8 protein-coding genes are annotated in these 12,678 nt (G+C 63.0%); 4 read left to right on the top strand and 4 right to left on the bottom strand.

Annotated features, from left to right (window positions below):
- The first annotated feature begins 3 nt into the window (after positions 1-3).
- Both AACY13_RS05265 and gtfA read left to right on the top strand, forming a co-directional pair.
- Positions 4-3,084: an efflux RND transporter permease subunit gene (locus tag AACY13_RS05265; RefSeq protein WP_339459787.1), complete on the top strand. Its 3,081-nt coding sequence runs from the start codon at positions 4-6 to the stop codon at positions 3,082-3,084.
- Positions 3,085-3,575: 491 nt separating this feature from the next.
- Complete coding sequence (gene gtfA / locus AACY13_RS05270; RefSeq protein WP_339459788.1) at positions 3,576-5,018, top strand: sucrose phosphorylase; 1,443 nt, start codon at positions 3,576-3,578, stop codon at positions 5,016-5,018.
- A gap of 954 nt (positions 5,019-5,972) precedes the next feature.
- Here gtfA and AACY13_RS05275 read toward each other — a convergent pair.
- The 4 genes from AACY13_RS05275 to plsB all read right to left on the bottom strand — a co-directional run bounded on the left by AACY13_RS05275 (position 5,973) and on the right by plsB (position 10,662).
- Complete coding sequence (locus AACY13_RS05275; RefSeq protein ID WP_339459789.1) at positions 5,973-6,788, bottom strand: hypothetical protein; 816 nt, start codon at positions 6,786-6,788, stop codon at positions 5,973-5,975.
- Positions 6,789-6,809: 21 nt separating this feature from the next.
- Complete coding sequence (locus AACY13_RS05280) at positions 6,810-7,487, bottom strand: DUF4197 domain-containing protein (protein WP_339459790.1); 678 nt, start codon at positions 7,485-7,487, stop codon at positions 6,810-6,812.
- A gap of 243 nt (positions 7,488-7,730) precedes the next feature.
- Positions 7,731-7,952, bottom strand: coding sequence for a hypothetical protein (locus AACY13_RS05285; RefSeq protein WP_339459791.1), 222 nt, complete (start codon positions 7,950-7,952; stop codon positions 7,731-7,733).
- 226 nt (positions 7,953-8,178) lie between these two features.
- The gene (plsB, locus tag AACY13_RS05290) at positions 8,179-10,662 is read right to left on the bottom strand and encodes a glycerol-3-phosphate 1-O-acyltransferase PlsB (RefSeq protein WP_339459792.1); all 2,484 of its coding nucleotides are present in this window, start codon (positions 10,660-10,662) and stop codon (positions 8,179-8,181) included.
- Between the two features lie 359 nt (positions 10,663-11,021).
- Here plsB and AACY13_RS05295 point away from each other — a divergent pair, with 359 nt between their 5' ends.
- Positions 11,022-11,945, top strand: a complete 924-nt coding sequence (locus AACY13_RS05295) for an ABC transporter ATP-binding protein (protein WP_339459793.1) — start codon at positions 11,022-11,024, stop codon at positions 11,943-11,945.
- Positions 11,942-12,676 (top strand): ABC transporter permease subunit, encoded by a 735-nt coding sequence (locus tag AACY13_RS05300; RefSeq protein WP_339459795.1) that lies wholly within the window; start codon positions 11,942-11,944, stop codon positions 12,674-12,676. The genes AACY13_RS05295 and AACY13_RS05300 overlap by 4 nt, the downstream gene beginning before the upstream one ends.
- Positions 12,677-12,678 lie beyond the last annotated feature (2 nt).

A 12,678-nucleotide genomic window follows, 5' to 3' on the forward strand; every position in this document is an offset into this window, starting at 1 on the left:
CCGATGGATTTCAACCTCTCCGCCTGGGCCCTGCGCAACCGCCAGATCGTGCTCTATATCATGCTGTTGCTGGCCGTGGTCGGCGGTATTTCCTACACCAAGCTGGGCCAGAGCGAAGACCCGCCCTTTACCTTCAAGGCCATGGTGGTGCAGACCAACTGGCCGGGGGCGAGCGCCGAGGAAGTGGCGCGGCAGGTCACCGAACGCATCGAAAAGAAGCTGATGGAGACCGGCGACTACGACAAGATCGTCTCCTTCTCCCGCCCTGGCGTGTCCCAGGTGACCTTTATCGCCCGCGACTCGATGCGCTCCAAGGATATTCCCGAGCTGTTCTACCAGGTGCGCAAGAAGGTCAGCGACATTCGCCACACCTTGCCCCAGGGCGTTCAGGGGCCGTTCTTCAATGATGAATTCGGCACCACCTTCGGCAATATCTACGCCCTGACCGGTGATGGTTTCGACTACGCCGTGCTCAAGGACTACGCCGACCGTATCCAGCTGCAGTTGCAGCGGGTCAAGGACGTGGGCAAGGTCGAGTTGCTCGGCCTGCAGGACGAAAAGGTCTGGATCGAGCTGTCCAACACCAAGCTGGCCACCCTCGGCCTGCCGCTGGCTGCGGTGCAGCAGGCGCTGGAAGAACAGAACGCGGTGGCCGCCGCCGGCTTCTTCGAAACCACCAGCGACCGCGTGCAGCTGCGCGTCACCGGGCGTTTCGAGACGGTCGAGGAGATCCGCAACTTCCCCATTCGCGTGGCCGAGCGCACCTTCCGCATCGCCGATGTGGCCGAGGTCAAGCGCGGTTTCAACGATCCACCCGCACCGCGCATGCGCTTTATGGGCGAGGATGCCATCGGCCTGGCGGTATCGATGAAAGCCGGCGGCGACATCCTGGTGCTGGGCGAGGCGCTGGAGGGCGAATTCGCCCGCCTGCAGGAAACCCTGCCGGCCGGCATGCAGCTGCGCAAGGTCTCGGACCAGCCGGCGGCGGTAAAGACCGGGGTGGGCGAGTTCGTCCGCGTGTTGACCGAGGCGGTGATCATCGTCCTGCTGGTGAGCTTCTTCTCCCTCGGCCTGCGTACCGGCCTGGTGGTGGCGCTGTCGATTCCCCTGGTGCTGGCGATGACCTTCGCCGCCATGTACTACCTCGGCATCGGCCTGCACAAGATCTCCCTCGGAGCGCTGGTACTGGCCCTGGGCCTGATGGTCGACGACGCGATCATTGCCGTGGAGATGATGGCGATCAAGATGGAGCAGGGCTTTGATCGTGTCAAAGCGGCCAGTTACGCCTGGACCAGCACCGCCTTCCCCATGCTCACCGGTACCCTGATCACCGCCGCCGGCTTTCTGCCGATCGCCACCGCGATGTCCGGTACCGGCGAATACACCCGTTCGATCTTCCAGGTGGTGACCATCGCCCTGCTGGTGTCGTGGATCGCCGCCGTGGTCTTCGTGCCCTACCTGGGGGCCAAGCTGCTGCCGGATCTGGCCAAGCTGCACGCGGCCAAGCATGGCGGCAGCGCCGCGGGCCATGACCCCTACTCGACGCCGTTCTATCAGCGCGTGCGCGGGGCCGTGGAGTGGTGTGTGCGTCGGCGCAAGACGGTGATCCTGCTGACCATTGGCCTGTTCGTCGGCTCGATCCTGCTGTTCCGCTTTGTTCCGCAGCAGTTCTTCCCGGCTTCCGGCCGCCTGGAACTGATGGTCGACCTGAAGCTGGAGGAGGGGGCCTCGCTGGCCGCCACCGAAGAGCAGGCCAAGCGCCTGGAGCAACTGCTCAGCGGCCATGAGGGCATCGACAACTTTGTCGCCTATGTCGGCACCGGCTCGCCGCGCTTCTATCTGCCGCTGGACCAGCAGCTGCCGGCCGCCAGCGTGGCGCAGTTCGTGGTGCTGGCGAAAAGCATCGAGGAGCGCGAGAAGATCCGCCTGTGGCTGATCGACCTGCTGCATGACGAATTCCCCACCCTGCGCACCCGTATCTCGCGCCTGGAAAACGGCCCCCCTGTGGGTTACCCGGTGCAGTTCCGCGTCTCCGGCGAGCATATCGACGAGGTGCGCGCCTTGGGCCGTCAGGTCGCCGACAAGGTGCGCGACAACCCCCATGTGGCCAATGTGCACCTGGATTGGGAGGAGCCGAGCAAGGTGGTGCGCCTGAATATCGACCAGGAACGTGCCCGTGCCCTGGGCGTCAGCACCGCCGACCTGTCGCGCTTCCTGCAGAGTTCGCTGACCGGCTCGCCGGTCAGTCAGTACCGCGAAGGCAACGAGCTGATCGAGATACTCCTGCGCGGCACCCTCAGCGAACGTAAGGAACTGGGCCTGCTGCCGAGCCTGGCGGTGCCCACCGACAACGGCCGCAGTGTGCCCCTGGCGCAGATCGCCACCCTGGAGTACGGCTTCGAGGAAGGCGTGATCTGGCACCGTAACCGTCTGCCCACCGTCACCGTGCGCGCCGACGTGTACGGCAAGGAACAGCCGGCCAGCCTGGTCAAGCAGATACTGCCGACCCTGGAGCCGATCCGCGCCGTGCTCCCGGACGGCTATCAGCTGGAAGTCGGCGGCAGTGTGGAGGACTCCAGTCGTGGGCAGAAGTCGGTCAACGCCGGTATTCCGCTGTTTGTCGTGGTGGTGCTGACCCTGCTGATGCTGCAGCTGAAAAGCTTCTCGCGTTCGGCCATGGTGTTCCTCACCGCGCCCCTGGGGCTGATCGGCGTGACCCTGTTCCTGCTGATCTTCCGCCAGCCGTTCGGCTTCGTCGCCATGCTCGGCACCATCGCCCTGTCGGGGATGATCATGCGCAACTCGGTGATCCTGGTCGACCAGATCGAGCAGGATATCGCCGCCGGCATGGACCGCTGGCACGCCATTATCGAAGCCACGGTGCGGCGCTTCCGCCCCATCGTGCTGACCGCCCTGGCCGCCGTGCTGGCGATGATCCCGCTGTCGCGCAGCGTGTTCTTCGGGCCGATGGCAGTGGCCATCATGGGCGGCCTGATCGTCGCCACGGCGCTGACCCTGCTGTTCCTGCCGGCGCTCTATGCCGCCTGGTTCCGGGTCAGGGAAACGGAGCGTCAGCCGGGGTAAGCAGACGGTTGAAGCCAATAAAAGCCAGATCCCAGGGTCTGGCTTTTTTATGCAGGTTTGTTTTCAATCGGACCGCCAAACCCACGGCCACCACCGGACATCGTAGGAACGGTGGGGACGCCTAGTTCCATGCCCGCGAAGCGTTTGGCGTCTCGCCATACCCCCATGCTCACCCGCCTAAGCCATGGTTTCTCGGTGCGCACGGCGCACCCTACGGGGGAGGCCGCTTCCACTCAAACGCTGCGGCGCACGCCAGATAACCGCGATATGGCCCCTTGTTCGATCCCTTCTGGGTGCCATCGAACCGATGTTGCTGGATGCTGTCGGCCCATCTGTCGGCCTCGAGCTGTTAGGGTTGTGGCGGACAACGGCCGGCGGACAGGCTCTTTTGCGCGTTAGCCGTTGTCTGCAGGCCTGATTTCTGCGCGGGCTGGCCCGGGCCGTTCGCTGTAGCAGGCAGCTGAAATTCCATGAATTCGGGGAGACTTCACATGCCGCTGAAAAATACCGTCCACTTGATCGCCTACCCCAACCGTATCGGTACGGGCCTGGCCGACCTGGCCAATTTCGTCGAACACCAGCTCGGGCGCGCGGTGGGCGGGGTGCATGTGCTGCCGCCTTTTGTCTCCAATGCCGACGGCGGTTTCTCGCCGCTGACGCACAAGCGTATCGACCCGGGCTTCGGCACCTGGGCAGACATCGAGCGCCTGAGCGCGCACTACGATGTCTGTCTGGACCTGGTGCTCAATCACCTGGCCGACGAATCGCCGGAGTTCCAGGACTACCTGGAGAAGGGCAAGGCCTCGCAGTGGGCCGAGCTGTTTATCGACGTCGACAGCCTGGGCGAGATCAGCCCGGACGATCTGGCCAAGATCCACATCCGCAAGGAAAAGGAACCGTTCCGCGACATCACCTTCGCCGACGGCAGCCGCGGACGGGTCTGGTGCACCTTCAGCGAACGGCAGATCGACCTCAACTTCGACTCGCCGCTGACCTACCGGATGATGGCCGACAGCATCGCCTATCTCGCCGCGCGCGGGGTCAAGCTGCTGCGCCTGGATGCCTTCGGCTATACCACCAAGAAGGTCGGCACCAGCTGCTTTCTGGTCGAGCCGCAGGTGTGGCAGATCCTCGACTGGTTCAAGACCACGGCGGCGGCCAGCGGCATAGAACTGCTGCCCGAGGTGCACGACCACCCGAGTTGGCAGTACGCCATCTCGGCGCGCGGCATGTGGTCCTATGCCTTCGCCCTGCCGCCGCTGCTGCTGTACACGCTGCTCGACGCCAACAGCCAGTACCTCAAGTCCTGGCTGCGCATGTGCCCGCACAACCAGATCACCGTGCTCGACACCCACGACGGCATCTGCATTCCGGATGTGGAGGAGATCCTGCCGCGTGAGCATATCGAGGCGCTGATCCAGAACGTCTCGGAGCGCAGCGCCGACCCTATTCTGCGCCGCTCGGCCGCCAACGTGCACAGCGTCGGCGCGATCTACCAGCTCACCTGCACCTTCTTCGATGCCCTGCAGGGCAACGAGGACGCCTATATCGCCGCGCGGGCGATCCAGTTCTTCACCCCCGGCATTCCACAGGTCTACTACGTCGGCCTGCTGGCCGGCCATAACGACACCGAGCTGATGGAGGAAACCGGCGAGGCGCGGGAAATCAACCGTCACCATTATTCACTGGACGAGGCCGAACAGGCCTTGCAAGCCCCAGTGGTGCAGCGCCTGCTGAGCCTGATGGAACTGCGCTCGACCCACCCGGCCTTCGCCGGCGAGTTCGAGTTGCACCAGTCGAACCTGTCCAGCGTCTCCATGGGCTGGCGCGCCGGCGAGCATTGTTGCCACCTGTTCGTCGACCTGATTTTCCGCACCGCCACGATTACCTGCACCGACCCGGACAGCGGCGAGGAGACGAGCTATAGGTGCTAAGCCGGCTGCTGTGGCGTTTATAAGCAAGTTGTAGGAGCGGGCCATGCCCGCGATGCGATGGTGCCGCCAGCGCTGAATTCGGTTTGCTTACGCCGCTTGTGCAGCGTTCCGGCTATCGGTTGACTCGCTGCGCTCGCCCTGCGGGCCAGCCTTCGGCTGTTACTGCGCTTCGTCCTTACGGCGGGTCACTTCTGGACAGACGCCCGGGTGGCCGGCCCCGCCAAAAGTAACCAAAAAGTCTTGCCCCTTGCATCCGGCCCGACTTCGTCGACTTGATTCGCTGCGCTCACCCTGCGGGCCAGCCTTCGGCTGTTACTGCGCTTCGCTCCGTTTCCTCGCTCCATCATTGCTCCAGGGGCCGGCGTACAAGGGCCGTCCCTGGCCCTTTACGCCTCTCGCCGCATCCATGCGGCTCGCTCCCTTCCACAACGATTCCACTCGGCCTCCTGATGGGGCGTTTGGCGTCGTCTGTTTGATCGCGGGTCGAAAAGAAAAAACATGTTGCGGTGATTGCTGCTTGATGGGTATCGCTGCGCTCAACCCATCCTACGAATCCGTAGGAGCGGCCTTGGCCGCGATGCTTCTGCTTTTGCTCCGCTTTTGCCCTTCGTTCTGCCTTCCACAAATAGCCCAGACAACTCGGTCCCCGAATCCCGTCAGGAGGCCGAGCGTAGGCGCTGTGGAGAGGGGGGGTTGGCATGGATGCCAAACGAGGAACGATGGGCCAGGGATGGCCCACCGTGACGACCCTCGGAATAGCACCGGAGCGAGGGAAGTCTGGCGCAGCCAGACCCGTATGTCGGGTGTGCTTTCTCTTTGGTTACTTTCTCTTTGCACAAGCAAAGAGAAAGTAACTCGGCGTAAGGGCGAAAAGGTGATTCACAGTCAATGCATATGTGGCGGACGTTAGGTACTTGATGGGTATCGCTGCGCTCAACCCATCCTACGAGTTACCTAACGTTTGAGATGAGATGCTGCGTCCGGCTTGCTGGGTGACGTCTTCTTGATTGAGGGGGCGGCGGCATTCCCGGGCGTTCCGAGCTCAAGGACTACACCTTTGAATCGACTGAGGTAGAACGTTCGATCAAATGAGCTCACGACTGCCAAGGCGTCTTCTTTAGTTGGCAACTCGAATAACTGCGATGGTTTCGTTCCGTCAGAAACTAGAAGCAACCAGTTCTTCTTGACTCGCAGGACGTACTTGTGAAGAAGAGCAGCCTTCTCATCTACTCTTGTTTGAAGAATCTCATTGGTCATCGGCGCGACCCACCCAGCGCTTGGTGAAGACCAGTGCGCCATGCTGGTTTCCGGGACGCCCAGCATGTTGACCATGCTGATGACATCTGGAAGTGTGTCTGTGACGTAGTCCGGCCTCCACTTAATTAGTTGTCCGGGTACAAGCGCCTGGGTTTGAACGAACGTTGCCAGTCTTGACGCTGTTTCATCTCGGTTTACTTTTCGGAGGTCTCTGCCAGGGGCGAAGTGAACAGATACGTGCGCATGTTGAGCCCCAGACTCGCGGTAGAGCTGACTCGCGTTAGCGACGATTCGTTGCGCCAGTGACTCTTGGCCTTGAAGAGAACCACTAGTTCCTGGTTGGTCCTTGAATAGCTCGGTTATCTCGACGCCAGCAAGCTCTTCACCAACGCGGATGATCGCGTCGGGTGCCTCATTGCTGGCATCAACGATTTCGGCTTCAATCTGTGCGGCCGCCAAGAATTGCTCCAGCAGGAAGCGCTCGAATTGTTTCTTCGTATGCGATGAACTCATGAGTATTACGGCTAACCCTTCCTACAACGCCCCAAACACCTTCTTCGCCAAACTGGTCGCCGCCCCAGCCGGGTTCTGGCGGATGCTGGCTTCCTGTTTGGCGATCATTTCGAACAGGCCGTCCAGCGCCTGTTCGGTGACATAGCTTTCGATATTCGCGCTTTTCGCATCGATCACCCCGAAGCTCGCCGCCTGGCCGGCAAAGGCGTTGTACTGCTGGGCCAGGCCGACCTGATTGGTGGCTTGCTGGACGATGGGCAGGAACTTGGCGCGGATCTGTTCGCGGCTGGTCTTGTTCAGGTACTGGGTGGCCGAGTCCTGCGGGCCGGCGAGAATGCTCTTGGCGTCCTGTACGGTCATTTTCTTGACCGAGTCGACCAGCAGGGCCTGGGCCTGGGGCACCGCGGCTTCGGCGGCCTGGTTCATGCTGGTTTCCAGCTGCGTCACCTGGGCACCCATGCCCATCATCTTCATGGTTTTCGCCGCCTTGCCGAGGTTGCCCGGCAGTTCGATGCGCACGTCCGGGTTGTTGCTGAAACCGCCGGGCGCGCCCAGTTGCTCGACCGCCACCTGCGCGCCCTGGATCAGGGCGTCCTTGAGGCCGCCGCTGGCGTCGGTCTGGCTCAGGTCGGCGATGGACAGGGCGAAGGCGTTGGCGGACAGCAGTAGGCCGGTGCCGAGGGCAATCAGACGGATCATGGGGGCATCCTTGTGGGGGTGAATGTCAGTCGAGCTTAACCCAGTCGCGGGTATAGGCAAACGCGGCCTAGTGGCCTGTGTGGCGAGTTCAATTAGTCAATTTCGGCTCCTGAGGTCCCGATACTGCGTTGCTGCTCCTCGCCATAGCCGCTATGACTCGTCGCTGCGCCTTGTCTCAGAACCTCAGTCATCCGAACTTGAGTTAACCAACTCGCCGTACAGGCCACTAGCGAGGGCCTGCGGCTATGGCCGCTCGCGCAGGCGTTGCAGTTCGCGGCGCACCATCTGCGCATAGGCGGCGGGTTTGAGGGCGTAAAGCTCTGCGGCTACCCAGCTTAGCCAGCGTGGGCCGAGTTCGGCTTGCGTCGCCAGCAGGCGCTGGGCTTCGGCCTCGGCGCGGGCCTGGTTGGCCTGGTGGAATTCGGCGCGGGAAGGTTTGGCGGGTTTGTCGTTGCCTGGGGCCATGGTGATCTGCCGGACGGTTGTGGTCGTTCCTAGGGTTGTCTACAAGGCCTGTGGCCCCGTAGGGTGGATGACGCCTTTCTCATCCACCACCGCGATTTGGTGGATGGATAAAGCGTCATCCACCCTGCGGCTGTAGGTGAAAACATCGCCAGCAAGCTGGCTCCTACAGGATGCGTGGGCTGTTGTAGACCCTCCGCTTATCTGCCATATGAAGCCCAGCATCGACTTACACCGGCTCGGCCACGTCCTCGTTTCTGTCCATGGCCACCTGGCGGATCGACAGGCGAATCTCCGCCGGCAGTACGCGCTTGGCCGCGCCTTCGGCCAGTTCGGCCAGCAGCGGGTGGTGGCTGAGCTTGCCGGCTTCGTCCTGGCGCAGCACGCCTTCGTCGAGCAGGCTCTGGATAAAGTGGCGGAACAGGCTCTTGTCGAAGAACTCCGGGGCATTCAGGCCATGCAGGATCGACAGGCGCTGGGCCATCACGGTGCAGAGGTCTTCCAGTTCTTCGGCGCTGATGGCGTTCTGCCCGGCGTTGAGCAGCAGGGCGGTGGCCATATAGAAGCGCTGCAGGGTCTGCACGATGGCGCGGGCCAGCAGGGTCAGCAGGACGAATTCGCGCGAGCTGGGGGCCGGGCGTACGTAGACTTCGCCTTCGAACTTGAGCAGGCCCTGTTCGACGAAGGCGGCCAGCCACTGATCGACCACTGCGTCCAGCTCGTCCAGCTCCCAGCGGATAAACAGCTCCGATTGCAGGTAGGGGTAGAGTGCGCGGGTAAAGCGCAGGATCTGCTCGCGGCTCATCCGCGCGCTGCTCTGGAAGAAGCTCGCCAGCAGCGCCGGCAGGGCGAAGATATGCAGCACGTTGTTGCGGTAATAGGTCATCAGAACGGCGTTGTGCTCGTTCAGGTAGAGGATCTTGCCCAGGGCGTCGCTCTGTTCTGCGAGCAGATCCATCTTCTGCACGTACTCGATCAGCGCCTGGCCGTTGCCCTCCGGCAAGGTGGTGTGCGGCGAATAGGGCACCGTGCGCAGCAGCGCCAGGTAGAGGTCGAGCACCCGCGCCAGGGCGCGGTCGTCCAGGGCCAGCTTGCTGGTGGAGAGCAGCGCCAGGGCCACCAGGTTGACCGGGTTGATCGCCGCCGCCTCGTTGAGGTGCTGGGCCACCTTGTCGCCGAGGCGATTGGTGGCGCTGTTCAGCCACTCGGGGCGGAACTGGCTGCCATAGTCCTGGCTGCGCCAGTCCGGCTGCTCGGTGTCGAGGAATTCGGCCAGTTTGATCGGCTCGCCGAAGTTGACCCAGACCTGGCCGAAGCGCTGCTTGAGCGCGCCGATGACCTTGAAGATGTCGAAGATCGACTCCTTCTTCTTGCTCGCGCCACGCAACTCGCCCAGGTAGGTACGGCCTTCCAGCACCCGCTCATAGCCGATATACACCGGCACGAACACCACCGGCAGGCGGTTGCTGCGTAAAAAGCTGCGCATGGTGATGGCCAGCATGCCGGTTTTCGGCTGCAGCATACGCCCGGTGCGCGAACGGCCGCCCTCGACGAAGTACTCCACCGGGAAGCCCTTGCTGAACAGGGTATGCAGGTACTCGTTGAATACCGCGGTGTACAGCGGGTTGCCCTTGAAGGTGCGGCGCATAAAGAAGGCACCACCACGGCGTAGCAGGCCGCCGATCACCGGCATGTTGAGGTTGATGCCGGCGGCGATATGCGGCGGCGTCAGGCCGTTGCGGAACAGCAGGTAGGACAGCAGCAGGTAGTCGATATGGCTGCGGTGGCAGGGCACGTAGATCACCTCGTGGCCCTGAGCGACGTCCTGCACGCCTTCGATATGGTTGACCTTGATGCCGTCGTAGATTTTGTTCCAGAACCAGCTCAGCACCAGTTCGAGGAAGCGGATGGCGGTGTAGGTGTAGTCCGAGGCGATCTCGTTGCCGTAGCGCAGGGCCTGGCTTTCGGCTTTTTCCAGGGTGATGTGTTCGCGCTCGGCTTCGTCGAGGATCGCCTGGCGCACCTGCGGGCCGTGCACCAGGCCCTTGACCAGGTTGCGCCGGTGCGACACGTCCGGGCCGATGACCGCAGCCTTCTGGTTGCGGAAGTGCACCCGCAGGATGCGCTGGACCATGCGCAGGGTGCGCTCGTGGCCCTTGTCCTGTTCCACCAGCTCGCGCATATGGATCGGCGTGGAGAACTGCACGCGGGTCTTGCGCCCCAGGATCAGGATGCTCACCAGTCGGCGCAGACGCCCGGTCACCGCCCAGCTGTCGGCGAACAGCAGCTTCCAGGGGCTGGTTTCGCGGTCCGGCGACTGGCCCCAGAACACGCTGACCGGAACGATCTGCGCATCGTCCACGGCATGCTGACTCAGCGCGCTGACCAGGCGTTGCAGGGTCGGCGAGGTGCCGCGCTTGTCCTGGCGGCCGAGCCAGTCCGGCTCCGGGGTCAGGTAGAAGAACGCCGCCGGCTCCTCCAGCGCCCCCACCGACACCGGCAGCACCGGGCGCGGCAGACCGGCCTTGCGGCACTCCGTGTCGACCACCGCCAGGTCGCTCAGCGACGGCAGCTGCAGCACGTAGAACACCGGCTTGCTGCGGTCGAGCTTGAGGGTAAAGGCCGACTGGTTGATGGTTTCCGAGCGCACCCAGAGGTACAGCACGCGGCGCAGGGTGCCAAAAACGAGGCGGCGGAACGGGGATCGGGTCATACGGAGTCTGCTGGCTTGGCAAAACGAGCATTTGCTCGGGGGGGCGTAGTGTGCCGGATCGCTGGCCTAGCGGCAAAATCTTGTAACTGCTTGATTCGTTGAATCTAGCTTGGCTTACGCGGCATCAGCAGGCACGCCGAATGATGGGTTACGCAGCGCCTAGAATGCGCGCTTGCCACCTAGCGCCTGGGCGGCTAACCCATCCTACGGGGCTGCGCTAGCCGCTAGCCCGGCATGACCCCAGGGTTCCCGGCTTGCACTGGCCCTGGCCGACTCCTTATAGTCCGCCGGCATTTAAACGCCCGGCTTGCACCTGCACGGGTCGCGAGCAGGGCCTGTTACCGCAATGGTGAGAGGCCATGATCGAAATAAGAAACCTGACCAAGCGTTTTGCCCAGCATACCGTCGTGGACAATCTGTCCTTTAGCGTCCAACCCGGCGAAGTGCTGGGCTTTCTCGGCCCCAACGGTGCCGGCAAATCCACCACCATGAAGATGCTCACCGGCTTTCTTGCGCCGACCGCAGGCTCAGCCAGCATCCTTGGTTTCGATATCCAGAAGGACTGCCTCAAGGCCCAGCGCCTGATCGGTTACCTGCCAGAAGGCGCGCCCTGCTACGGCGACATGACGGTGCGCGGCTTCCTCGAATTTATCGCCGAGGTGCGCGGCTTCAAGGCTGCCGAGAAGCGCGAACGGGTGGCCAAGGCGGTCGCCCAGGTGGAGCTGGAGGCGGTGCTGGAGCAGAGCATCGAGACCCTGTCCAAGGGCTTTAAGCGCCGCGTCGGCCTGGCCCAGGCGATTCTGCATGACCCCAGGGTGCTGATCCTCGATGAGCCAACCGATGGCCTCGATCCGAATCAGAAGCATCAGGTGCGCAAGCTGATCCAGGGCCTGGCCTACGACAAGATCGTGATCATCTCCACTCATATCCTCGAAGAAGTCTCGGCGCTGTGCACCCGCGCCGTGGTCATCGCCCACGGCAAGCTGCTGGCCGATGGCACCCCGCTGGAGCTGGAAAGTCGCTCGCGCTACCACCAGGCGGTCACCCTGGTGGCCGAAGAACCGCTGGACCAAGCGGCGCTGGCGGCGCTGCCGGGTGTGCTCGGGGTCGAGGAAAACGCCCTGGAACACAGCCTGAGCGTGCTGGCCAAGCCGGGCGAGGTGATCTTCCCGCAGGTCAATGGGCTGATCGCCGAGCGCGGCTGGCGGGTGCGTGAATTGAATGTCGAACGCGGGCGGCTGGACGAAGTGTTCCGCAGCCTTACCCGGGGGGAGAGCGTATGACCAAGCTACCGGTGATCTTCAAGCGCGAGCTGGCGAGCTATTTCGCGACGCCGTTAGCGTACGTATTTATCCTGATCTTTCTGGTGCTGTCCGGGGTGTTCACCTTCTACCTCGGCGGCTTCTTCGAGAATGGTCAGGCCAACCTGTCGGCGTTCTTCAATTTCCACCCCTGGCTCTACCTGTTTCTGGTGCCGGCGATTGCCATGCGCCTGTGGGCCGAGGAGCGCAAGAGCGGCACCATCGAACTGCTGATGACCCTGCCGATCACCCGTTTCGAGGCGGTCACCGGCAAGTTCCTCGCGGCCTGGGCCTTTGCCGGCCTGGCGCTGCTGCTGACCTTCCCGATGGTGATCACCGTCAACTACCTGGGTGAGCCGGACAACGGCGCGATCCTTACCGGTTATATCGGCAGCTGGCTGCTGGGCGGGGCCTACCTGGCCATCGGTTCGTGCATGTCGGCGCTGGCGAAGAACCAGGTGATCGCCTTTATCCTGGCGGTCAGCGTGTGCTTTTTGTTTATCGTCAGCGGCTTTCCCATGGTGCTCGACGGCTTCAGCGGCTGGGCCGCGCCCTGGCTGGTGGACGCGGTGGCTTCGCTGAGCTTCCTGACCCGCTTCGATGCGATCAGCAAGGGCGTGATCGATCTGCGCGACCTGCTGTTTTTCCTCACCCTGATCGCCGCCTGGTTGGCCGCGACCGCGGTGGTTATCGACCTGAAGAAAGCTGACTGAGG

It is taken from the genome of Pseudomonas sp. EA_105y_Pfl2_R69, from assembly GCF_963970915.1.
In the GTDB taxonomy this organism is placed as follows: domain Bacteria; phylum Pseudomonadota; class Gammaproteobacteria; order Pseudomonadales; family Pseudomonadaceae; genus Aquipseudomonas.

Excerpts from the sequence above, each read along its gene's own strand:
- AACY13_RS05265 (WP_339459787.1), top strand. The coding sequence starts at position 4 with ATGGATTTCAACCTCTCCGCCTGGGCCCTGCGCAACCGCCAGATCGTG.
- gtfA (WP_339459788.1), top strand. The coding sequence starts at position 3,576 with ATGCCGCTGAAAAATACCGTCCACTTGATCGCCTACCCCAACCGTATC.
- AACY13_RS05275 (WP_339459789.1), bottom strand. The coding sequence starts at position 6,788 with ATGAGTTCATCGCATACGAAGAAACAATTCGAGCGCTTCCTGCTGGAG.
- AACY13_RS05280 (WP_339459790.1), bottom strand. The coding sequence starts at position 7,487 with ATGATCCGTCTGATTGCCCTCGGCACCGGCCTACTGCTGTCCGCCAAC.
- AACY13_RS05285 (WP_339459791.1), bottom strand. The coding sequence starts at position 7,952 with ATGGCCCCAGGCAACGACAAACCCGCCAAACCTTCCCGCGCCGAATTC.
- plsB (WP_339459792.1), bottom strand. The coding sequence starts at position 10,662 with ATGACCCGATCCCCGTTCCGCCGCCTCGTTTTTGGCACCCTGCGCCGC.
- AACY13_RS05295 (WP_339459793.1), top strand. The coding sequence starts at position 11,022 with ATGATCGAAATAAGAAACCTGACCAAGCGTTTTGCCCAGCATACCGTC.
- AACY13_RS05300 (WP_339459795.1), top strand. The coding sequence starts at position 11,942 with ATGACCAAGCTACCGGTGATCTTCAAGCGCGAGCTGGCGAGCTATTTC.